This is a genomic window from Rhodopseudomonas sp. (genome assembly GCF_036404135.1).
Taxonomy (GTDB): domain Bacteria; phylum Pseudomonadota; class Alphaproteobacteria; order Rhizobiales; family Xanthobacteraceae; genus Rhodopseudomonas_A.
On sequence record NZ_DASWPE010000002.1, the window covers coordinates 36228 to 57156 of the forward strand.

Annotated in this window: 21 protein-coding genes and 1 riboswitch; of the genes, 8 read left to right on the plus strand and 13 right to left on the minus strand. The window is 66.9% G+C overall.

Annotated features, from left to right (window positions below; all coding sequences use genetic code 11):
• The first annotated feature begins 39 nt into the window (after window positions 1-39).
• Window positions 40-1296, plus strand: a complete 1257-nt coding sequence (locus tag VGC77_RS00300; RefSeq protein WP_331169580.1) for a hypothetical protein — start codon at window positions 40-42, stop codon at window positions 1294-1296.
• A 19-nt stretch (window positions 1297-1315) separates the two neighbouring features.
• Here VGC77_RS00300 and VGC77_RS00305 read toward each other — a convergent pair whose 3' ends face one another.
• Window positions 1316-1516: a hypothetical protein gene (locus VGC77_RS00305; protein WP_331169581.1), complete on the minus strand. Its 201-nt coding sequence runs from the start codon at window positions 1514-1516 to the stop codon at window positions 1316-1318.
• Window positions 1517-1672: 156 nt separating this feature from the next.
• On the opposite strand from VGC77_RS00305, the gene VGC77_RS00310 reads away from it, so the two are divergent.
• The gene (locus VGC77_RS00310; protein WP_331169582.1) at window positions 1673-1915 is read left to right on the plus strand and encodes a hypothetical protein; all 243 of its coding nucleotides are present in this window, start codon (window positions 1673-1675) and stop codon (window positions 1913-1915) included.
• Between the two features lie 234 nt (window positions 1916-2149).
• On the opposite strand, the gene VGC77_RS00315 is transcribed toward VGC77_RS00310, so the two are convergent.
• The 3 genes from VGC77_RS00315 to VGC77_RS00325 form a co-directional block, all read right to left on the minus strand.
• The gene (locus VGC77_RS00315) at window positions 2150-2467 is read right to left on the minus strand and encodes a hypothetical protein (RefSeq protein ID WP_331169583.1); all 318 of its coding nucleotides are present in this window, start codon (window positions 2465-2467) and stop codon (window positions 2150-2152) included.
• A complete protein-coding gene (locus VGC77_RS00320; protein ID WP_331169584.1) occupies window positions 2467-2697 on the minus strand; it encodes a hypothetical protein in 231 nt (76 codons plus the stop codon). The genes VGC77_RS00315 and VGC77_RS00320 overlap by 1 nt, the downstream gene beginning before the upstream one ends.
• A gap of 271 nt (window positions 2698-2968) precedes the next feature.
• Window positions 2969-4999, minus strand: coding sequence for a TonB-dependent receptor plug domain-containing protein (locus VGC77_RS00325; protein WP_331169585.1), 2031 nt, complete (start codon window positions 4997-4999; stop codon window positions 2969-2971).
• A gap of 111 nt (window positions 5000-5110) precedes the next feature.
• Window positions 5111-5324, minus strand: a riboswitch (cobalamin riboswitch).
• Between the two features lie 164 nt (window positions 5325-5488).
• On the opposite strand from VGC77_RS00325, the gene VGC77_RS00330 reads away from it, so the two are divergent.
• From VGC77_RS00330 to VGC77_RS00350, 5 genes are all read left to right on the plus strand, one after another.
• A complete protein-coding gene (locus tag VGC77_RS00330) occupies window positions 5489-6517 on the plus strand; it encodes an iron ABC transporter permease (protein ID WP_331169604.1) in 1029 nt (342 codons plus the stop codon).
• Window positions 6514-7296: an ABC transporter ATP-binding protein gene (locus tag VGC77_RS00335; protein WP_331169586.1), complete on the plus strand. Its 783-nt coding sequence runs from the start codon at window positions 6514-6516 to the stop codon at window positions 7294-7296. The genes VGC77_RS00330 and VGC77_RS00335 overlap by 4 nt, the downstream gene beginning before the upstream one ends.
• 47 nt (window positions 7297-7343) lie before the next feature.
• A complete protein-coding gene (locus VGC77_RS00340) occupies window positions 7344-8129 on the plus strand; it encodes an ABC transporter substrate-binding protein (RefSeq protein WP_331169605.1) in 786 nt (261 codons plus the stop codon).
• Between the two features lie 132 nt (window positions 8130-8261).
• The gene (locus tag VGC77_RS00345; protein WP_331169587.1) at window positions 8262-8933 is read left to right on the plus strand and encodes a DUF938 domain-containing protein; all 672 of its coding nucleotides are present in this window, start codon (window positions 8262-8264) and stop codon (window positions 8931-8933) included.
• Between the two features lie 103 nt (window positions 8934-9036).
• Window positions 9037-10257 (plus strand): MFS transporter, encoded by a 1221-nt coding sequence (locus VGC77_RS00350; protein ID WP_331169588.1) that lies wholly within the window; start codon window positions 9037-9039, stop codon window positions 10255-10257.
• A 25-nt stretch (window positions 10258-10282) separates the two neighbouring features.
• On the opposite strand, the gene VGC77_RS00355 is transcribed toward VGC77_RS00350, so the two are convergent.
• The 9 genes from VGC77_RS00355 to VGC77_RS00395 form a co-directional block, all read right to left on the minus strand.
• Window positions 10283-10780 carry a VOC family protein gene (locus VGC77_RS00355; protein ID WP_331169589.1) on the minus strand — a complete coding sequence of 166 codons (498 nt, stop codon included), beginning with the start codon at window positions 10778-10780 and terminating at the stop codon, window positions 10283-10285.
• A gap of 81 nt (window positions 10781-10861) precedes the next feature.
• Window positions 10862-10990 carry a DUF2474 family protein gene (locus tag VGC77_RS00360; RefSeq protein WP_331169590.1) on the minus strand — a complete coding sequence of 43 codons (129 nt, stop codon included), beginning with the start codon at window positions 10988-10990 and terminating at the stop codon, window positions 10862-10864.
• Window positions 10987-12003: a cytochrome d ubiquinol oxidase subunit II gene (cydB, locus tag VGC77_RS00365; RefSeq protein ID WP_331169591.1), complete on the minus strand. Its 1017-nt coding sequence runs from the start codon at window positions 12001-12003 to the stop codon at window positions 10987-10989. The genes VGC77_RS00360 and cydB overlap by 4 nt, the downstream gene beginning before the upstream one ends.
• Window positions 12004-13413 carry a cytochrome ubiquinol oxidase subunit I gene (locus VGC77_RS00370; protein ID WP_331169592.1) on the minus strand — a complete coding sequence of 470 codons (1410 nt, stop codon included), beginning with the start codon at window positions 13411-13413 and terminating at the stop codon, window positions 12004-12006.
• A gap of 298 nt (window positions 13414-13711) precedes the next feature.
• A complete protein-coding gene (locus tag VGC77_RS00375) occupies window positions 13712-13909 on the minus strand; it encodes a hypothetical protein (protein ID WP_331169593.1) in 198 nt (65 codons plus the stop codon).
• Between the two features lie 149 nt (window positions 13910-14058).
• On the minus strand, window positions 14059-14670 hold the full coding sequence (locus VGC77_RS00380) for a sigma-70 family RNA polymerase sigma factor (protein ID WP_331169594.1): 612 nt from the start codon (window positions 14668-14670) through the stop codon (window positions 14059-14061).
• 198 nt (window positions 14671-14868) lie between these two features.
• Complete coding sequence (locus VGC77_RS00385) at window positions 14869-15603, minus strand: response regulator (protein WP_331169595.1); 735 nt, start codon at window positions 15601-15603, stop codon at window positions 14869-14871.
• Window positions 15600-17348, minus strand: coding sequence for an ATP-binding response regulator (locus VGC77_RS00390; RefSeq protein ID WP_331169596.1), 1749 nt, complete (start codon window positions 17346-17348; stop codon window positions 15600-15602). The genes VGC77_RS00385 and VGC77_RS00390 overlap by 4 nt, the downstream gene beginning before the upstream one ends.
• Window positions 17318-19387, minus strand: coding sequence for a sensor histidine kinase (locus tag VGC77_RS00395; protein ID WP_331169606.1), 2070 nt, complete (start codon window positions 19385-19387; stop codon window positions 17318-17320). Before VGC77_RS00395 ends, VGC77_RS00390 begins: the two co-directional genes overlap by 31 nt.
• Before the next feature lie 226 nt (window positions 19388-19613).
• On the opposite strand from VGC77_RS00395, the gene ugpB reads away from it, so the two are divergent.
• The gene (ugpB, locus tag VGC77_RS00400) at window positions 19614-20912 is read left to right on the plus strand and encodes a sn-glycerol-3-phosphate ABC transporter substrate-binding protein UgpB (protein WP_331169597.1); all 1299 of its coding nucleotides are present in this window, start codon (window positions 19614-19616) and stop codon (window positions 20910-20912) included.
• The last annotated feature ends 17 nt before the right edge of the window (window positions 20913-20929 follow it).

The window sequence follows — 20929 nt, forward strand, 5'->3', positions numbered from 1 at the left end:
GCCTTGAACGCCGCCGCGGTGTCGCGCAAAGCTCGCGGCATGGCCGATCCGCGCGCTCCGATGCCGCCATTGCGGGTGCTGCTGTCGGAAGGCGGCAGCACCTCGGCGCGTGAAGCGATCACGGTGCTGGGCCGCGCCGGGCACCGCGTCGAGATCTGCGATCCGTCGCCGCGCTGCCTCGGCCGGTTCTCCCGCCATGTGACGAAGTTCCACCGCTGCCTCGGGCTCGGCCGCGATCCGGCCGGCTATCTGGGGTTTGTCGAGGATTTGCTCGCTCGCGAAAAATTCGACGTGCTGCTGCCGATCCACGAACAGGGCCTGCTGTTTTCCAAGGTGGCGCCGCGGCTGCAGCGGCTGACCGCGCTGGCGCTGCCGGGCTATGCGGCGTATCGCCAAGTGATCAGCAAGGCCGGCTTCAGCCGCTTGCTCGACGAGCTCGGGCTACCGCAGCCGCAGACCCGCTGCGTCAGCTCGGCCGCGCAATTGCGCGAACTGGCACGCGCGCCTTGCGTGATCAAGACCGCGATCGGCACCGCCAGCCGCGGGGTGTGGCTGGTCCGCGAGCCCGGCCAGGTTGACGCCGCGTTGCGCGACCTCGACGCGATCGACGGCTTTGCCGACGAGGTTTTGTTGCAGGATTTCGTCGCGGGCCCGATCGAACACGCCCAGGCGGTGTTTGCGAATGGGGAATTGCTGGCGATGCACGCCTATCGCCGCATTGCCGAAGGCGCCGGCGGCGGCGCCGCGATCAAGCAGAGCGTGCGACGCGACGGCGTGCGCGCCGATCTGGCCAAGATCGGGCGGCGGCTGGCGTGGCACGGCGCGCTGTCGGTGGATTACATCCTGCCCGCGGACGATGCGCGGCCACGCTACATCGATTGCAACCCGCGGCTGGTCGAACCGATGGGCGCGAAGCTCGCCGGGCTCGATCTGATCGATCTGTTGCTCAGGGTCTCGCTCGGGCAATCTCCCCCACCGCCGGCCGAAAGCCGGTCAGGTGTGAGAACCCATCTGGCGATGCAGGCGCTGCTCGGCTTCGCGCGGGACGGCGGCGGCCGCGCCGGGCTGCTGCGGCAATGCCGCGATCTGACGTGGCGCCGCGGTCCCTACGCCGGCAGCGCCGAGGAATTGACCCCGGTCGCAGCGGATTGGCGAAGCGGCGTGCCGACGGCGATCACCGCCGCCTTGTTGCTGCTGGCGCCGTCTTTGGCCGGGCCGCTCGCCGCGAAAGGCTGGGGCGACCATCTGCTTGATGCCGCCGCGCTGCGCCGGATCGACAGCGCCGAGATCGGCTAGCTTCGCGGCCGAAGAGGGTCTAAAGGTCGCGCTGCTCGTCGTCGCGATCGGGTTCCGGCGCACAGATGTCGCCGGCCCCATAGATGTCGTCGTCATCAACCGGCCGCGGCGGCGGCGTTTTCTTGGTGTCAGGCTTGACCGGCTTGGACCTTTCGGTCTTCGGCCTGATTGCCATCAGTCCAAACATGATTAAATGGTCCTGTCTCAACCGGAACGACAACCGGCTTTCCCGGTCAACGTTCCGTGACCCCAAATGTAACCTCTCTTGGCGGCCATCCCCACCCCGGATTGGGCAGATCTTCCCTGCATTTTCCGTCGGATAGCTGATAAGCAAGAGACTGCCTGCAACAGATTCGCAAGCTCTACTGGAGTGACAATGAAGAAGCCGAAACTTGAACTCGACGAACCGCAGCCCAAGAAGATCGTCCGCGCCGACAAGGCGCCGACCGAGGGCTATTCGCTGGTGGTCGACGGCCATTTCAAATCGCATCACGACACCGTCGAAGCCGCCGAAGAGGCCGGCATGGCGCTGAAAAACCGCTATCAGATGCTGCAGATCCAGGTCTACGACGCAGTCACCAAGACCCGCTCGATGATCGAGTGGCCGGCGCCGGTCTGAGCCGCAGGCCTGCTATAGCGTTTTCGAGCGAAGTGGATCCCGGTTCGCGTGAAGAAAACGCGTCAAAATAAGAATCTAGAACTCCGGCTCTGATTCTATCAGAACCGGAATAGCTCTAGCTTCAAAGATCGCGACGCGATCACGACGCCGCACAACGCGTCATGGCCGGACAAGCCCGGCCATGACTTGAAATGCGGCTCGCATTTTTGGAACTGTTGAGTTTTCCGAGCCGCGTCAGGTGCGGCGGCCGCCATTGACCTGGCTCGCCAGCCATTCGCCGAGCGCCGGGGTTTTCGCCGAAGCGGTCTTGCCCGAGCCGGTCTTGCCGGATTTCGCGCCCGGCTTGGCGGCGCTGCGGGTCTTCTTCGCCACCACGGCGCGCGCCGGCTCGGCGGCCTCGCGGGCCAGCCGCAGCGCCTTCAGCCGCGCCATATTGTCGATCACCGCCTTGGCCGCGGCGTCGCGGTCGGTCTTGCCCGACTTGCCCTCGTCGGCGGCCTTGGCCGCCTTGTTGAAACGCGCTTCGGCGCGGTCGCGATCGTCTTTTGTCATCAGGTCGATTTCTTTTTCTTCGCTTTGACGGGTTTCGCCGCAGGCGGATTAGCAAGGTCGGCGGCCTCCTTGGCGAGCCGGATCGCCCGCAAATTGGCGGTCCGCTTGCGAATGGCGACGTCGGCCGCGGCGATCTCGGCCATCGCCTTCACGCCCTCGGCATCCTGATTGCGCTTCCTGGTCTGGCGAATCTCTTTCAGCTCGGTGGCAGATTTGGGTTCGTCGTTCATCGATATCCTCAAATCCGGGGAATGAATCGCGGCACGGCGCCGCTGGCCTCTCGTAACATGAAGCCGCGCGCGATGCGATCAAGGAACCGGGGCGGAGCGGGTATAATCGGCCGCGAACAGCGCCGTGGCGGCCGCCAAGCGCCCGCTCCGCCTTTGAGCAGCTTGCCCGGCGGCGCGCAACAGGCCCCGGCCGCGGGTCACGCGGTCGGGTTGCTGGCCGGAGTCGGGCCGCCTGGAGTCGGGCGCCGCGGGTAGCCCGGCGCGCGAGCGCTTAATTCGTTAGACGGACGCCGGCAAACACCCCGAGGCCGGGCTGCAGGAAACCGACCGGCACCTCGTAGGTCTTGTCGAACAGGTTGTCGATGCGGCCGAACACCGTGACGTGCTGATCGATGTCGTAATTGGCGGCGAGATTCACCGTGGTGAAGGCCGGGGCGTCGAGCAGCGTGGTGCCGAAGCGATCGTAGTCGAGCCACGAACTGGTGTGCAGGATCGAGGCCGACAGCGTGGCGCGCTCGACCGGGTTCCAGATCGCCGACAGCGTCACCTTGTTGTCGGGGCGCCGGCGCAGCCGCAGCCCGGTATCCTCGTCGCGGGTCTGGGTGTAGGTGTAATCGACGCGGAACCGCAACGTCTCGTTCGCCTTCAGCGCGACGAAGGATTCCACCCCATAGGCTTTGGCGAGGCCGACATTTTCGTAGGAATAGCCGCCGAGCGCGACGTCGTATCCGGTCATCGAAATCAGGTTGGTGATCTCGTTGTTGAAATAGGTGGCGCCAAAACTGACGCGGTTCTGCCACAGCGGCTGCTCGAAGCCGATGTCGTAGCCCTTGCTGGTCTCCGGCTTCAGATTCGGATTGGAGATGGTGTAGTAGGCCGGGTTGTTGACATACAGCTCGGTCAGCGTCGGCGCCTTGAAGCCGGTGCCATAGGTCGCCTTCAGCTTGGTGTCGGTGAGCGGCACGATGTAGGTCGGCGCCACCCGCCAGGTGGTGTGGCCGCCGAAACTGTCGTTGTCGTCGTAGCGGATGTTGGAGACCAGGAAGAAATTCTCGGTGAAGGCCGATTGCAATTCGACGAAGCCGGCGCTGTCGCCGGTGTAAGCCTTGGTCATTTGCTGCTGGTAGGCGCCGCCGAGGTCGTAGTCGCCGACCGAATCGGTGTGAATCGAATCGTTCTGGCGTTCCAGCCCGAGCACAACTTTCTGGCCGGAGCCGGCATCGACCACGCCGGTCCAGTCGAATTTGGTGCGCTCGCCGCGATACGAGCTCGGCGGGCCGATGCCATAGGCATAGGTCTGGTTGTTGCTGGTGAAATCCGGATTGGGATTGACGGTCCGGTTCCACTGATTGGCGTAGCTGACGCCGAAGGTGCTCTTGAAACGATCGCCGAGCGGCGTCCACACCGCTTCGCCGCGGGTCAAAAGATCGCGACTGGCCGTGGTGCTCTGCAAGGATTCCGGAAACGTGCTGGGATATTGCGAGTAATCGTCGCCGGTGAAACCCTTATGCGCGTCGGTGTAGCGGCCGACGAAATTCAGCGCGAGGTCGTCGCCGGCCTGCACGCCGAATTTGGTCGAGCTGGTCAGGTTGTCGTAGATATCGTTGTTGCGCTTCTCGCCCGGCGCCAGCAGATTGAGCGGCGTCACCGCCACTTCGGTCGAGCGATAATGCGCGACGTTGAAGGCGTAGTCGATATTGCCCTCGGAGCCGGCGGCGCGGGCGGTCTGGTTGAAGGTGCCGAACGAGCCGCCTTCGACGGTGCCGGTCAATTTCGCCGGCCCCTGGCCGCGCTTGGTGGCGATCGAGATCACGCCGCCGATTGCGTCCGAGCCGTACAGCCCGCTCTGCGGCCCGCGCAGCACCTCGATGCGCTCGATATCGGCGCTCAGCAGATTGGCAAAATCATAGGCGCCGTTCGGCTTGCTGGGATCGCCGGCGTCGATGCCGTCGATCAAGACCTTGACGTGGTTGGCGTTGGTGCCGCGCATGAAGATCGAGGTGGCGCCGCCGGGGCCGCCGGTGCGCACCACATTCAGCCCCGGAACCATGGTGAGCGCGTCGGACACCGTGCGCCGCTGCTCGCGCTCTAAATCCTCAGAGGAGATCACGGTCACGGAGCTGGCGATCTGTTCGACCGGGGTGGCGAGGCCAGTCGGACTGACCACGATGGTCGGCAGCGCGGTGGCCGGTTCGGCCTGCGCGGGCGCTGCGAGCGACAGCGCCGGCACCAGACAGCTGGAGGCCAGCAAGGCGCAGCAACGCCGGTGCGGCCGCGAGGCGGCGTGAAAACGAGACGGCATGGAGAAACCTCGGATCAAACTCTGTGGCACGTCACAGCGACCCGAAGCGTCATCGCCTGCCGCGGCAGGCCGATGACGCCAATGTCTGCACCCCCCGGCCGACATCGTCGCGTGTGACCACGATTGACGGCAGGTCTCCTGGCTCGCGGGTCGTGACCCTTCGTCGCCTTCCCAGGACCGAGTTTCCCAGTGGCATCGGACGAAAGACTGGCCGCTTACAGTTGCGGGGGCAGCCGCGGCATTGGGCCTGCTCCCGCGTAGGAGCCGTCCCGCACCGCATTCCCTTTTGATCCTCCGGGGAGGAACCGTCACACGCATCTAGGGGCGGCGTCGGCACCAAGTCAATCCGACATTCTCCGGCAGTGTTGCGGTTCCCGCAGGGGGCGTTGCAGAAATCTGCGGCTGCGGCTTGTTCCTGATCGCAGGGCCTGTAAGAGCATCGGCGACGGCGCAATGCGAGGACCAGACGTGACCGAAAGCGCGCAACAGATGGCGAGGATCGAGACCGCGGGGGCGCGGCCGCGCGGCCTGGTGACGCTGGCGCTGCTCGTGATCGTGGCGCTCTTGATGCTGGCTTCGCTCGGCATCGGGCCGGTGCGGCTGTCGCCGCTCGCCGTGCTCGATGCACTATTCGGCGGCGGCGGCGAGGTCGCGCAGGTGATCGTGCAGCAGATCCGGCTGCCGCGGGCGATCCTCGGCTTCGCCATCGGCGCCATTCTCGGGCTGTCCGGTGCCGCGCTGCAGGGCCTGCTGCGCAACCCCTTGGCCTCGCCGTCCTTGTTCGGCGCGCCGCAGGCCGCGGCGTTCGGCGCGGTGCTGATGATCGCGCTGGGGCTCGCCGACGTGCGCTCCTACGCGCTGCCGGTGGCGGCGATCCTCGCCTCCTTCGTCTCGGTGTTCGCGCTGCTCGCGGTCGCCGGCCGCAACGCCGGCATGCTGCTGCTGATTCTCGCTGGATTGGCGATTTCCAGCCTGGCGGGAGCGGCGACCGTGCTGGTGATGAATCTGGCGAGCAATCCCTATGTCGCGCTGGAGATCGCGTTCTGGATGCTGGGGTCGCTGGAGGACCGCAGTTTCCGCCACGTGCTGCTGGCGCTGCCCTTCATCGCCGCGGGGGCGCTGATCCTGTTCAGCCAGCGCCATGCCTTCCGCACGCTCAGCCTCGGCGAGGAGACCGCGCAGAGCCTCGGCGTCGACGTCGGCCGGCTGCGGCTTCTGGTGATCATCGGCGTGGCGCTCGGCGTCGGTGCCGGCGTCGCGGTCACCGGCACCATCGGCTTCATCGGCCTGGTGGCGCCGCATCTGATGCGGCCCCTTGTGGGCCACGATCCGGCGCGGCTGCTGGGGCCGAGCGCGCTCGCCGGGGCGGCGCTGCTGCTCGCCGCCGACATCGCGGTGCGGATCATTCCCTCCACCAGCGACATCAAGGTCGGCGTGCTGACCTCGCTGATCGGGGTGCCGTTCTTCCTCTATCTGATCGTGCGCGAACGCCGCTCGCTGGGCGGAGGCATGGCATGAGCGAGAGCGCGTTCCTGCAAGCCCGCGGGCTCAGCGTCGCGCTGGCCGGCCGCGCGGTCGTGCGCGACATCTCATTGTCTCTAGCGCGACAACATCTGGTGGCGCTGGTCGGTCCGAACGGCGCCGGCAAGACCACGCTGCTGCGCGCGCTTGCGGGCCTGCTGCCCTCGACCGGCGAAATCGCGGTCGGCGGCGAGCCACTGGCGGCGCTGTCGCTGCGCGAGCGCGCCCGCCGCTTCGCCTATCTGCCGCAGGGCCACGCCGTGCACTGGCCGCTGCCGGCGCGCGACATCGTGGCGCTCGGGCGCTATCCGCATGGCGCCACCGATCCGTCGCGGCTAAGTCCCGTCGACGCCGCCGCGGTGCGCCGCGCCATGCTGGCGACCGACACGGTGCCATTGGCGGAGCGCCGCGTCACCGAATTGTCCGGCGGCGAGCGCAGCCGGGTGGCGTTGGCCCGGGTGCTGGCGGTGGAAGCCCCGGTATTATTGGCCGACGAGCCGACCGCCTCGCTCGATCCGCGCTACCAGCTCGACGTCATGCAATATCTGCGCGACGCCGCCGACAGCGGCACGCTGGTGATCGTGGTCACTCACGATCTCGGCCTCGCCGCACGATTCGCCGACGGCGTGCTGGTGCTGGCGCAGGGCCGGCTGGCGGCGCAGGGCGCGCCGGCCGAGGCTTTGACCGACACGGTGCTGACCGAGGTGTTCCGGGTCAGCGCCTACCGCGCGCAGCACCAGAGCGAAGCGGTGATCGTGCCGTGGGACGCCGCGTGAGCCGCCGCGCCACGCTGGCGATTGTGGCGCTGCTGGGCGCGACCACGATGGCCGCTGCGCAAGCGCAGCCGCGGATCGCCTCGACCAATGTCTGCACCGATCAGCTCCTGATGACGATGGCGGACCCCGTGCAGATCGTGGGGCTCAGCCCCTATTCCCGCGATCCGGCGCAATCCTTCGCAGCCGTCGAGGCGCGGCGCTACCGGCTGTTGTCCGGCGGCGCCGAGGACATTTTGATGCTGAAGCCCGACGCCGTGGTGTCCGGGCAATACGACAAGCGCGCCACCCGCGAGCTGTTGCAACAGCAGGGCGTACGCGTGGTCGAGTTCGACGTGGTGCCGCAATCGCTCGACGCCATCAAGCAGCAGATCCGCGCCATGGCGGAGCTGCTCGGCCATCCCGAGCGCGCTGCGCCCGCAATCGGCCGGCTCGACGCATCGATCGCGCGGGCGCGGGCGATGGCGGCAGAGCGGCCGATCCGGGTGCTGCCGCTGTGGCGGCGCGGCTGGGTGTCGGGTCGCGGCAGCCTGATCAGCCTTTTATTCGCCGAGACTGGTCTGGCCAACGCCGCCGCCGATCTCGGCGTCGCCTCGGGCGGCTTCGCCTCGCTGGAGGCGATCATCGCCGCCAAACCGGATCTGCTGCTGGTCTCCGACGGCAGCGATTTCGCCGAGGACGAAGGTTCGGCCTTGCTGCTGCATCCGGCGCTGGAACGGTTTTATCCGCCGTCGAAGCGGATTATCCTGCCGGAGCGACTGACAGTGTGCGGCGGGGCGATGCTGGCCGACGCGTTCGACCTGTTGGCTTCGGAACTGGCGCGGATCGATCGCTGAGGCTCTCCATCAGCAAATCCAAACCACGGTTGTCATTCCCGGGCGCGGGCGGCGCGAGCCGCACGCGAACCCGGAATGACCTTCAGCTTTGTTTGGTTTAGTTTCTTCCGAATTGCACCAGCAAGGAGCCCGATGCCGCAGATCCCGGTCGAATTCGGCCAGCAGCCGCGCCGCGACAGCGACGGCCGGCTCGATGCCGCAGCGTTCCACCGCAACCACGCGGCGATCTGGGCCGCGCTCGCGCCCTTGCTCGACGCGCCATCCGGCGAGGTGCTGGAGGCCGGCAGCGGCACCGGCCAGCACGTCGTCGCCTTCGCGCGGCAGAGCCCGAACCTGATCTGGTGGCCGAGCGATTTCAACCCGGCGCATCGCGCCAGCATCGCCGCCTGGCGGGCCGAGGCCCGGCTCGCCAATGTCCGCCCGCCGCTCTTCATCGACCTGTCCGATCCGGCCTGGTGCCCGCGGATGCAGGACGGCAGCGGCCCCGGCCCGTTGCTGGCGGTGTTCTGTGCCAATGTCGTGCACATCGCGCCGTGGTGCGTTGCCGAGGGGCTGTTCGCTGGCGCCGCGCGCATTCTGCGCGACGACGGCCGGCTGATCCTGTACGGGCCGTTCAAGCGCGACGGCGTCGCTACCGCGCCGAGCAATGCAGCGTTCGACCAAAGCCTGCGCGCCAGCAACCCGGACTGGGGGCTGCGCGATCTCGACGAGCTCGAAACGCTCGGTCGCGGCCATGGCTTGATCTTGAGCAATATCACCGAGATGCCGGCGAATAATCTGTTGCTGGCGTGGTCGCGCGGCTGACCCCGCGCGCCGCCAGCGTCGGTTGATTGCCGATCCGCCGAGCTTATAGTGCGCGGCAATCGACGCGGCCGGAGGGGGAACCGGGCGACAGGGCGAATCAGCAATGGTGGACGCAATCATGATCGACGAAGCGGCCGGCGATGCGCGGGCGCGGTCGAATCTGCTGCGACTCGGCATCGCCCAGGCGCTGACCGGCGCCAATGCCGCGGTGATCTTCGCCACCGGCGCGATCGTCGGCGCCACGCTGGCGCCGGACGCCGCCTTCGCCACGCTGCCGCTGTCGGTCTATGTGGTCGGCATGGCGGCGGGAACGCTGCCGACTGGCGCGATCTCGCGGGCGTTCGGCCGCCGCGTCGCCTTCCTGCTCGGCGGCGGCTGCGGCGCGCTGTGCGGCTTGCTGGCCTGCCTCGCCATCCTGCACGGCTCGTTCGCGCTGTTCTGCGTCGCCACCTTCCTCGGCGGCATCTATGGCGCGGTGGCGCAATCCTATCGCTTTGCCGCCGCCGACGGCGCCAGCCAAGCCTATCGCTCGCGCGCGATCGGCTGGGTGATGACCGGCGGCATCTTCGCCGGCGTGATCGGTCCGCAGCTGGTGCAATGGACCATGGAAATCTGGCTGCCCTATCTGTTCGCCTTCAGCTTCGCCACCCAGGCCGGGGTGGCGCTGATCGCGATGGCGGTGCTGGCCGGGGTCGACGCGCCGCCGCCAAAGCCCGCCGACCTCGCCGGTGGCCGGCCACTCTCGCAGATCGCGCGGCAACCGCGCTTCGTCATCGCGGTGATCTGCGGCGTAGTATCCTACGCCATGATGAATCTGGTGATGACCTCGGCGCCCTTGGCGATGCAGCTGTGCGGGCTCACGGTCAGCGATTCCAACACCGGCATCCAGTGGCACATGGTGGCGATGTATGGCGCGAGCCTGCTCGCCGGGCCCGCGATCGCGCGGTTCGGCGCGGCGCGCACCGCCGCACTCGGCTTGTTGCTGGAAGCGCTCGCCGCCGTGATCGACCTCTCCGGCGTCACCGCGCTGCATTTCTGGGCCGGGCTGATCATGCTTGGCATCGGCTGGAATTTCGGCTTCGTCGGCGCCTCGGCGCTGGTGCTGGAAACCCACCTGCCGGCGGAGCGCAACAAGGTGCAGGCGTTCAACGATTTCCTGGTGTTCGGGGTGATGGCGCTGGGCTCGTTCGCCTCCGGCGGGGTGCTGGCGCTGTATGGCTGGGCCACCATCAACTGGGTGGTGTTTCCGCCGGTGCTCTTGGCGCTGGCGGTGCTGACGATCGCGGCGTGGGAAAAGCGGCGGGCGGTGCCGCACGGCTCGTAAGCTTTTGCGCGCGCCGGCTGCCCAGCTACGCCTCGCGCTGCTGCAACAGTGCCTCGAGGTCGAGCCGCTGCGTCACCATCGCCAGCGTGCCGTCGGCGCTGCGCGGCCATTGCTCGGAAGGTTTATCGCAATACAGTTCGACGCCGTTGCCGTCGGGATCGCGCAAGTAAAGCGCCTCACTGACGCCGTGGTCGCTGGCGCCTTCCAGCGCAATGCCGGCCTGCATCACCCGATACAGCGCGTCCGCCAGCGCGGCGCGCGACGGATACAGGATCGCCGTATGATAAAGCCCGGTTGAACCGCGCGGCGGCGGCGCGCCGCCTTTGCTGTCCCAGGTGTTCAGTCCGATATGGTGGTGATAGCCGCCGGCCGACAGGAACGCCGCCTGGTCGCCGAAGCGTTGCGTCACCTCGAAACCCAGCACGTCGCGATAAAAGCCGAGCGCGCGCTCCAGATCGGCGACTTTCAGATGGACGTGGCCGATCCGGGTCTGCGCCGCGACCGGCGCTGAAACTGCTGACATGTGAACTCCATCGACCGTGTGGCCTGGCTTCGAGCTATGCAGCGCAGGCGCGTGATGCAAGCGCCGCCGCGGCACCCGACCTCAATGCGGCGCGATCCACAGCCGCAGCAGCAACGACACCAGCGCCACCGCGCCGACGCCGCCGGCCCATAACGCCACGAACCAAGCGAGCCGCTGCGCCAGCGGCCGCGGGCGCTCCGGCGCGCTCAATGGTAGCCGCTTTCGGAATTGACCTTGCCGCGAAACACCCAATAGGCCCAGGCGGTATAGATCAAAATGATCGGCACCAGCACGGCGACGCCGACTAGCATGAACAGCTGGCTGTTCTCAGGCGCCGCGGCCTGCCAGATGGTGATGCTGCGCGGCACGATATAGGGCCACATCGAGATGCCGAGCCCGGCATAGGCCAGCGCGAACAAGGTCAGCGACAGGAAGAACGGCCGGTAGTCCTGCCTCCTGGCCAGCGCGCGCAACAACAGCACGGTGACGCCGGCCACCGCGATCGGCACCGGCGCGGTGGCGAGCACATTGGGCCAGGCGAACCAGCGCTGGGCATATTCGAAATTCAAAAACGGCGTGGCGATCGAGACCGCGCCGATCGCGATCAGCATCGCGATCAACAGCCACCAGCTCAGGCGATAGGCCTCGTCGCGCAACTCGCCCTCGGTCTTCATGACGAGCCAGGTGGCGCCGAGCAGGCTGTAGCCGGTGACCAGCGCCAGCCCGGTGAGCACCGAGAACGGCGTCAGCCAGTCCCACCAGCCGCCGCCATAGCCGCGGCCCTCGACATGCACGCCCTGCAGGATGGCGCCGAGCGCCACGCCCTGCGCCAAGGTCGCCAGCAACGAGCCGCCGGCAAAGGCGATGTCCCAGCGGTTGCGCTCGCGCTGGGTGCGCCAGCGGAATTCGAACGCCACGCCGCGAAACACCAGCCCGAGCAGCATGATGATCATCGGCGTGTAGAGCGCCGGCATCAGCACCGCATAGGCCAAGGGAAACGCCGCGAACAGCCCGCCGCCGCCCAGCACCAGCCAGGTCTCGTTGCCGTCCCACACCGGGGCGACAGAGTTCATCATCACGTCGCGGTCGGCTTTTTTCGGAAAGAGCGGAAACAACATGCCGAGCCCGAGATCGAAGCCGTCCATCACCACATAGACGAACACCGCAAAGGCGATGATGAAGGCCCACACCGTGGCCAGGTCGACGTCGACACCGAGACCCATTTAGTTGAACCTCCGGCTGGCGATCGCGGCCGGGGCCGGCGTAATGCCGGCGGCGCGCTCCGGAGTGTCGCCGCGCGGCCCCCGCTCGCCGTGATGCGGCGGCTGCTTCATCAGCCGCAGGATGTAGACGCTGCCAGCGATGAACACCGCGAAATACACCAGGATGAAGGCGATCAGCGACGAACCGACCGCGGGCGCCGCCAGCGGCGACACCGAATCGGTGGTGCGCAACAGCCCGAACACGGTGAACGGCTGTCGCCCGGTTTCGGTGGTGACCCAGCCGGCCAGCACCGCGATGAAGCCGGCCGGCCCCATCGCCAGCGCATAGCCATGCAGCAGGCGCGAACTGAACAGCGCGCCGCGAAACCGGCTCCACAGGCTGAATAGGCCGAGCCCCAGCATCAAAAAGCCGATCCCGACCATGATGCGGAACGACCAGAAGGTGATCGGCACCGGCGGCCAGTCCTTGCGCGGTACGCTGTCGAGGCCGGCGAGCGGCGCGTCCAGCGCGTGTTTTAAGATCAGCGACGACAATTTCGGGATCTGCAGCGCATAGCGTACCACCCCGGCCTGCTGGTCCGGCAACCCGAACAGGATCAAGGGCGCACCTTCGGGATGGCTCTGGTAATGGCCTTCCATCGCCATCACCTTGGCCGGCTGATGCTCCAGCGTGTTGAGGCCGTGGGCGTCGCCGGCCATGATCTGCAACGGCGCCACCAGCGTCGCCATCCACATCGCCATCGAGAACATCACCCGGGGGCCGGATTTGTGAGAATCCCGCAGCAGGTGAAAGGCGCCGACCGCGCCGACCACCAGCGCGGTGGTGAGATACGCCGCCAGCACCATATGCAGCAGCCGATAGGGAAACGACGGGTTGAAGATCAGCTTCAGCCAGTCGGTGGCGACGAACTGGCCATCGGCATTGACGGCGTAGCCGGCCGGGGTCTGCATCCAGGAATTCGCCGACAGGATCCAGAACGCCGAAATCAGCGTGCCGATCGCCACCATCAGGGTGGCGAGGAAATGCAGCCTGTGGCCGACCCGCTCCAGCCCGAACAGCATGACCCCGAGAAAGCCCGCCTCGAGGAAGAACGCGGTCAGCACCTCATAGGCCATCAACGGCCCGAGCACCGGGCCGGTCTTGTCGGAAAACGCCGACCAGTTAGTGCCGAACTGGTAGGACATCACGATGCCGGAGACCACGCCCATGCCGAAGACGATGGCGAAGATCTTCAGCCAGTAATTGAACAGGTTGATATAGACCTCGCGCCGGGTGGCGAGCCACAGCGCTTCCAGCACCGCAAGGTAGCTGGCGAGCCCGATCGAGAACGCCGGGAAAATGATGTGGAACGACATGGTGAAGGCAAATTGCGCCCTGGCCAGCACCACGGCGTCGAAATTCTCAAACATCAGCGCACCTGTCATTCGCAACGGAGGTCTTAGCACGCGAGGTGCGGCGATCCATCGGGCGTGGTGTCGCGCGTGCAATGCAAGAATAGCCGGGAACCGCGGAGGTTCCCTCAAGCGCCTGAGCTTCAGACACCCCATCAGTGTAACGGCTGGGCGCGGCCGCCGCAAAAGCAAGACGACCCGGACGGGGGGCATCCGTCCGGGTCGCTGGAGGTCGAAGATGAAATGTCGATGGTGCTGAAAATCGCCTGCTGAAAAATTGCCGGTCGTCAAAAATGGTCTGCCGCGTCAAAAGCAATCAGCGGGCGGCGCTGTCGTTACCGAGCGAGATCACGCAGACCTCGGCCGGGCTGGTGGCGCTGCAGTCCACCACCTGGCGCACCGTCATGCTGCCGTCGCGCGGCGCGCGCGACGGAGCGTTCTGGCTGGACAGCGACGCCAGCGTGCAGATCGCGCCGAGCGGGATGATGAAAAAGCGGACATTCGGCTTCAGCATGGACGGCTCCTCTGCTCGGCGTTGGATGCTGGTGGTCTAGCAGCGAGGGCTTTCCGGGCGATGTCGCCGATCGCTGCAATTGTCGTTGCAAAGTTAGCGTTGGTGATCTGCCTGCGGCGGCGGCGCGCCGCGCCGGCGGCGCTGCCGGCTCACGCCGCCAAGGTCTCGACGCCCTGGCTTTTCAGCAGTTCGGCCAATTGTTTGCGGGCATAAAACATCCGCGTCTTCACGGTGCTCGGCGGAATCCCGATGATCAGGCCGGCCTGCTCCACCGACTTCTCGTGATAGTAAACGAGGGTGATGATTTCGCGATGTGCCGCCGACAGCTTGGCGACGCAGGCGCGCAGGATGGCGTTGATGCGGCTGCGATCGAGCGCGGCTTCCGGGGTCTCGGCGTCGTCGGCGATCTCCAGTACGTCGTCCTGGTCGAGTTCTTCGTGCTGGCGCTGGCGCAGCGCGGTCAGCGCCTTGAAGCGGGCGATCGACAACAGCCAGGTGGAGACCAGCGCGCGGCCCTCAAACTGGCCGGCGGTGCGCCAGACGTCGAGAAACACCTGGCTGACCAGATCCTCGGCCACCGAGGCGTCGCGCACCATGCGCAGGATGAAGCGATAGACCCGCACATTGTGCCGGGCATACAGCGTGTGCATCGCGGAACGATTGCCGGTCGCGATGGCGTCGAGCAACATCTCATCGGTGGTCGCCCGCGCGGCGACGATACCTTGACGACCGGCTTCGTTCAGGGCGATGACGTTCTGCATGACGGGCTCCCATTGATCACCGCTTGCGGGCGGCTTCGTTGGGAGAATTACTAGTCAGCACGCGTTTCAGGACGTCTGCGCCAAAACCGCAAAATGGTTTCGTGGACGATTAGAATTGTTTCACGCGCGGCGCCGCCATGAAACAATTCCTCTGGAAAATCCTGCAATAACAGTCGGATCGTCCTGACCGCGGCGGGCTCAGGCGCGCTCGCCGGCCGGCGAAAACAGGTAGCCGCCGCCGCGGATGGTGCGGATCACCGCCGGCTTGGTGGGGTCCGGCTCGATCTTGCGTCGAATCCGCATGATCCGCAGGTCGACGGCGCGGTCGAAGGCTTCGGCGTCGCGGGCGTTGGCCAGTTCCAGCAGCCGCTCGCGCGACAGCACCCGTTTCGGATTGGCGGCGAACACTTTCAGGAGGCCGAATTCCGAGGCGGTCAACGGGTGCTCGTTGCCGTCGTCGTCGCGCAAAGCCTGCGCCTCGAGATCGAGCCATTTGGTGCCGAACCGCACCAATTGCTCCTTGGCCGGCTTCGCCGCCGCAGCCGCCGCCGCCGGCTTGGCCGGTGCGCTGCGGCGCAGCACCGAGCGGATCCGCGCCATCAATTCGCGCAATTCGCACGGCTTGGCGACGTAGTCGTCGGCGCCGAGTTCGAGCCCGACCACCCGATCGATCGGGCTCGCGGTGGCGGTCAGCATGATCACCGGCACGTTGGTACGGGCTTTCAGATCGCGGATGATCGACAGCCCGTCCTCTTCCGGCATGTTGAGGTCGAGCACCACGAGGTCGGGCACCGCCTTTTCGATGCAGGCGCGCAGGCTGGCGCCGCCGTCGCATAAGGTGACGGTAAAGCCGTGCATCTTCAGATAGTCGCCGACCATTTCGCGGGCCGGCGCCTCGTCGTCGACGACGATGATGTGCGGGTTCTGGCTCATGCGCTGACCGCCGCCGCCGGCAGGGTGATGGTAAAGCTGGCGCCCTCGCCCGGGCCGGCGCTATCGGCGCTGACGTTACCGCCATGCATGTCGATGATCTTCTTGACGATCGACAGCCCGAGCCCGGTCGAGCTTTCGCCGGCGGTGGGCTTGGCCGACAGACGCTGGAAGCGGCCGAACAATCGGCCGAGATCCTCCGGCGACAGTCCGGCGCCCTGATCGGTGACACGGATCACGGTGTTGTCGCCGGCGCGGTCGACGGTGAGCGAAATCTTGCCGCCGACCGGGCTGTATTTGATGGCGTTGCTGACCAGATTGTCGATCGCCTCGCGGACCCGGTCGGAATCGCACACCGTGACCTGATCCTGCGGCGCCGACACCGTGATCTCCTGCTGCTTGTTCAGCGCCAGCGGCCGGTTGGCCTCGGCGACCTCGGTGACCAGCGCGGCGATATCGACCGGCTCGCGGCGGATGGTGATGTCGAAGGCGTCGGCCATGGCGTCGGAGATCAGGTGGTCGACCATCGAAGTCAGCCGCCTTGTGGCGTCGCGGATGTGCTCGACCTGGGCGCAGACACTCTCCTTGGAGGCGTCGGTGCCGATCAGTTCGGTGAGCATTTCGGTGCGGCCGAGGATCACGCCGAGCGGATTCTTCAGGTCGTGCGCCACGGTGCCGAGAATTTCGTTCTTGAAGCCGTTGGCGCGTTGCAGCCGCAGCCATTGCGTCGACAGCCGGCGATTGGCCTGTGACAGCGCGCGGGTGCGCTGCGCCACCCGGTCCTCGAGCTGCGCATTGGCCTCGTTGAGCTGCTGGTACAGGATGACGTTGTCGAAGGCGATCGACAGCCGGCTGCCGAAGATCTCCACCAGCGAACGGTCGGTGTCGGACAGTTCGCGCTCGGCCTGCAGCAGCACCACCACCTCGCGGCCTGAGCCGGTGCGGACATAGAGCACGGTGCGCTGGTCCTCGAATTCGTGCTTGCGGCGGCGGAACGCCTCCTCGACCATGTGGCGGACGTCGTGGTCGAGCCCGCCCGGGCCGCAACTGCCGATGAAGCGGCGGTAGCAGCCGGAGCCGGCCAGCACCGCGAAATCGTCGCTGATCTCGCCGCCGTCGCGCAGCACCAGGATGCCGGCGCAATCGACATTGAGCAGCGAGGCGATCTGGGTCAACACGCCCTCGGCCAGCCGCTGCATCGACTTGAAGTCGTACAAGGTCGAGGCGGCGTCGATGATGATCTCCAGCCCGCGCCTCGTCTGCACCATGCGCTCGAGCTGCTGGTAGCTGCGCAGCGCCGCGGTCAGCGAGGTGAACAGCTTGTCGGCGGTGAGTTCGGTCTTGGCCTTGTAGTCGTTGATGTCGTAATCGACGATCACCCGGCGCTCCGGCGCCTGGCCGGGCTGGCCGGTGCGCAGGATGATGCGCACGGTCTCGTTCTTGATATCATTGCGGATGTATTCGACGAGTTCGAGGCCGGCGGCGTCGGTTTCCATGATGACGTCGAGCAGCACCGCGGCGACGTCTTGGTGCTCGCGCATCAACACCCGGCCCTCCGCCGCCGAATAGGCCGACAAGATCTCCAGGGTCTGGCCGTTCAGGCAATAATCGCTGAGCGCAAAGCGGGTGCCGTCGTGCACCGCCTGATCGTCGTCGATCACGGCGATTTTCCACTTCTTGGCGCTCGACGGCTCCGGCGCCAGGCCGGTATCGTCGATCAGTTGGAGGACATCGTCCTGGTCGGCCATTGCGGGGTCCCGTCGCTGTCGGTCTGGGCTTGAACGGCGCCGGTGGCGGCGCGCGGCATGATAATGCGAAAGATGGTACCTTGTCCCAGCCTGGATTCCAGCATCATCCGGCCGCCGAGCTGCTGGGTGACGAGGTTGTAGACGATGTGCAGGCCGAGCCCGGTGCCGCCTTCGTTGCGCCGGGTGGTGAAGAACGGGTCGAACGCCTGGCGCTGCACCTCGGGCGTCATGCCGATCCCGGTATCGGCGAAAATGATCTCGATATCGTCGGCGCCGCGCGGCCGCGCCGAAATCGAAATGCTGCCGGAGCGGCCGGCCGGAAACGCGTGGTTGACGGCGTTGAGGAACAGGTTGGTCAGGATCTGGCCGTAGGACCCCGGATAGCCGTCGATCAGCAGGCCCTCCGGGACGTCGAGGCTCAGCGTGATCGGCGCCCGCTTCAGCACCGGGCGCAGGCTGACGACGATCTGGTCGGTGGCCTCGTGCAGATTGAACAGCCGCCGTTCGGCGTGCGAGCGGTCGACCGCGACCTGCTTGAACGACTGGATCAGCTCGGCGGCGCGTTGCAGATTGGCCATCAATTGTTGGGCGGCGTCTTTCGAGGTGCGGACGAATTCGTCGAGCTGCGAACGCCGCAGCGGTGCGGCGGATTTCATGTCGGCCTCGAACTGCGCGGCCTTGCGGACGAAGGACGACGCCACCGTCAGGCTGATGCCGATCGGATTGTTGACCTCATGGGCGACGCCGGCGACCAGCCCGCCCAGCGCCGCCAGCCGTTCTGCGTCGATCAGGTTGCGCTGCGCGGCGTTGAGTTCGAGCAGCGCGCCTTCGGCCTTTTCCTTCGAAGCGCGCAGATCGTCCTCGGCCTTGCGCTTGTCGATGGCATTTTCGCGGAACACCTCCACCGCGCGCGCCATCGCCCCGACCTCGTCGCGGGCCGAGGTGCCGGCGACGCGGCGGTCGTAGTCCCCGGAGGTGATCGCCTGCATCGAGCTCATCAGCTGCTGCAGCGGCCGCCGGATGCTGAGCGCGATGACGATGCCGGCGATCACGATGATGCCGAGGAAGATCACCGCGATCCACAGCACCTTGCGGGAGATGTCGCGCAGCGTGCGGTCGAAGGTGGCCTGCGCCCTTTGCTCGCGCTGCCGCATCTTCACCGACAGCCCGTCGATCGCGCCGATGGTGGCGGCCTGGCTGGCGTCGATCGAATTGCGTAACAGGTCGGTGCGGCTGACCAGTTGCGCCGAGAGCTGGCCGAGCCCCTCGCGCAGCGCCTCGGTGCGGGCCTTCAGCCGCTCCAGCGCCATCCGCTGCAGGTCGTTGTCGGCGAATTCGATCATCACCGGAATGGTGCGCTCGATGGTCTCGGTGTTGGCGCGGGCCTGTTCGGCGGAGGTGGTCGACAGCGACAGGTAGTAGGAATTGGCGGCCACCAGGAGCGCGGTGAAGGCCTCGCGGGAGCGGCCGAGCGGCGGCCAGATCGGCGCCTCGCGCCGCCCGGTGGCGCCCTCGATGATCGAATACAGCCCCGCCATGTCCTTGGCCGGCGCCAGCACCTGGTCCTGATAGGTCTTGGTGATGGTGGCCTGCACCGCGCGCAGATCTCCGAAACCGTTGAGGAAACGCTCGGTGACGCGCTCCAGCTCGTCGACCGAGCCGGACAGCATCGGGTCGGTCGAAGCCCGGCTGGTCAGCGTGCCGAGCACCGCCTCGCGCAGCAACAGGATCTCGGCGAACAGCTCTGGGCTCGGCTGGTTGATGTAGCGGTGGATCAGGTTCTGCAGCCGGCCGGTCTCGCTTTCCAGCAGCGCCAGGATCTTGTCGGATTCCCGGACCTGGCGGACGTCCTCCCAGGCCGAGCCGAGCACCTGCGAGCCGCTCCAGATCAACCCGGCCAGCACCAGCACCACCGCGGAATTCAACGCCGCGATCGACAGGATGCGCCAGCGGATCGGCACCGCCCGCACCAGCCTGACGAGGCCGCTGCCGCTCAGTTGCGGCGGGGGGGCGGAGCCCTGCTCCGGCTGCTGCGTCACCGGGTCCAAGTCATGTCACCTTGCGCCGCGGGCTGCGACCGACGCCGTGGCGCGGCGTGGTGGCGCGGCACGCAGGGTGGCTGGACACGGGCGAGCACAGTTTCATATGGTTTACGTCGATCGAGCGGATCATAAGGTTTGCCGAGCGGATCATAAGGCAATCTAGCAGACTGCCGGAAATGGCCAATGGGAGGCGGCGCTGAGCAACCGATCCAAGCTCCTGCAGATGGCACTGGCACTGGGGTTGTCGGCGCTGTGCGGCGCGGCGCCAGCCCATGCGGTGACCGAAGTGGCGTGGTGGCACGCCATGTCCGGCCAGCTGAAGCTGAGGCTGGAGCAGCTCGCCGCCGATTTCAACGCCAGCCAGAGCGAATTCCGCATCGTGCCGAGCCTCAAGGGCAACTACACCGAGACCGTCACCGCGGCGATCTTCGCGTTCCGCTCGCACAGCCAGCCGGCGATCGTGCAGGTCAACGAGATCGCCACCGCCACCATGATGGCGGCGAAGGGCGCGATCTATCCGGTCTACGAGCTGATGCGCGACCAGCAGGAGGCGTTCTCGCCGGCGGCCTATCTGCCGGTGGTGACCGGCTATTACACCGACATCGACGGCAACATGCTGTCGTTCCCGTTCAACGCCTCGACGCCGATCCTGTACTACAACAAGACCCTGTTCCGCGCCGCCGGGCTCGACCCGGAGCAGCCGCCGAAGACCTGGCCGGAGGTCGGCGACGCGGCGAAGCGGCTGTTGGCGGCGGGCGCGGCCTGCGGCTTCACCACCTCGTGGCCGTCCTGGATCAATATCGAGAATTTCTCCGCCTATCACAATCTGGCGCTGGCGACGCAGGCCAACGGGCGCGGCGGCCTCGACGCGGTGTTGACCTTCGACAATCCTGCGGTGCTGCGCCACATCGCGCAGCTCGCCGAATGGCAGACCAGCAAGGCGTTCGACTATAGCGGCCGCGCCACCACCGCGGAGCCGCGCTTCCAGCGCGGCGAATGCGCGATCTTCATCGGCTCCTCGGCGACCCGCGCCGACATCCTGGCCAACGCCAAATTCCAGGTCGGCTTCGGCATGCTGCCCTATTGGCCGGACATCGACGGCGCGCCGCAGAACACCATCATCGGCGGCGCCACGCTGTGGGTGCTGCGCGGCCGGCCGAGCGAGGAATATCGCGGCGTGGCGAAGTTCTTCAGCTATCTGTCGCAGCCGGAGATCCAGGCGGCCTGGCATCAAAACACCGGCTATCTGCCGATCACCCGCGCCGCCTACGACCTGACCCGGGCGCAGGGCTTCTACGACCGCAATCCCGGCACCGCGATCTCGATCGAACAGATCACGCTGAAGATGCCGACCGAGAATTCCAGGGGGCTGCGGCTCGGCTCCTTCGTGCTGATCCGCGACGTCATCGAGGATGAGCTGGAACAGGCGTTCAGCGGCAAGAAATCCGCCAAGGCGGCGCTCGGCTCCGCGGTGGAGCGCGGCAACCGGCTGTTGCGGCAGTTCGAGCGCGCCAATCCGTGACCGCGCGCCGGCGAGGC

What these genes read in the sequence shown, in the direction of transcription:
- VGC77_RS00390 (WP_331169596.1), bottom strand. Translation starts at nt 17,348, where the DNA reads ATGGCCGACCAGGACGATGTCCTCCAACTGATCGACGATACCGGCCTG.
- ugpB (WP_331169597.1), top strand. Translation starts at nt 19,614, where the DNA reads ATGGCACTGGCACTGGGGTTGTCGGCGCTGTGCGGCGCGGCGCCAGCC.
- VGC77_RS00355 (WP_331169589.1), bottom strand. Translation starts at nt 10,780, where the DNA reads ATGTCAGCAGTTTCAGCGCCGGTCGCGGCGCAGACCCGGATCGGCCAC.
- VGC77_RS00330 (WP_331169604.1), top strand. Translation starts at nt 5,489, where the DNA reads ATGGCGAGGATCGAGACCGCGGGGGCGCGGCCGCGCGGCCTGGTGACG.
- VGC77_RS00315 (WP_331169583.1), bottom strand. Translation starts at nt 2,467, where the DNA reads ATGACAAAAGACGATCGCGACCGCGCCGAAGCGCGTTTCAACAAGGCG.
- VGC77_RS00385 (WP_331169595.1), bottom strand. Translation starts at nt 15,603, where the DNA reads ATGAGCCAGAACCCGCACATCATCGTCGTCGACGACGAGGCGCCGGCC.
- VGC77_RS00345 (WP_331169587.1), top strand. Translation starts at nt 8,262, where the DNA reads ATGCCGCAGATCCCGGTCGAATTCGGCCAGCAGCCGCGCCGCGACAGC.
- VGC77_RS00375 (WP_331169593.1), bottom strand. Translation starts at nt 13,909, where the DNA reads ATGCTGAAGCCGAATGTCCGCTTTTTCATCATCCCGCTCGGCGCGATC.
- VGC77_RS00325 (WP_331169585.1), bottom strand. Translation starts at nt 4,999, where the DNA reads ATGCCGTCTCGTTTTCACGCCGCCTCGCGGCCGCACCGGCGTTGCTGC.
- VGC77_RS00300 (WP_331169580.1), top strand. Translation starts at nt 40, where the DNA reads ATGGCCGATCCGCGCGCTCCGATGCCGCCATTGCGGGTGCTGCTGTCG.
- cydB (WP_331169591.1), bottom strand. Translation starts at nt 12,003, where the DNA reads ATGGGTCTCGGTGTCGACGTCGACCTGGCCACGGTGTGGGCCTTCATC.
- VGC77_RS00310 (WP_331169582.1), top strand. Translation starts at nt 1,673, where the DNA reads ATGAAGAAGCCGAAACTTGAACTCGACGAACCGCAGCCCAAGAAGATC.
- VGC77_RS00340 (WP_331169605.1), top strand. Translation starts at nt 7,344, where the DNA reads ATGGCCGCTGCGCAAGCGCAGCCGCGGATCGCCTCGACCAATGTCTGC.
- VGC77_RS00320 (WP_331169584.1), bottom strand. Translation starts at nt 2,697, where the DNA reads ATGAACGACGAACCCAAATCTGCCACCGAGCTGAAAGAGATTCGCCAG.
- VGC77_RS00350 (WP_331169588.1), top strand. Translation starts at nt 9,037, where the DNA reads ATGGTGGACGCAATCATGATCGACGAAGCGGCCGGCGATGCGCGGGCG.
- VGC77_RS00370 (WP_331169592.1), bottom strand. Translation starts at nt 13,413, where the DNA reads ATGTTTGAGAATTTCGACGCCGTGGTGCTGGCCAGGGCGCAATTTGCC.
- VGC77_RS00380 (WP_331169594.1), bottom strand. Translation starts at nt 14,670, where the DNA reads ATGCAGAACGTCATCGCCCTGAACGAAGCCGGTCGTCAAGGTATCGTC.
- VGC77_RS00335 (WP_331169586.1), top strand. Translation starts at nt 6,514, where the DNA reads ATGAGCGAGAGCGCGTTCCTGCAAGCCCGCGGGCTCAGCGTCGCGCTG.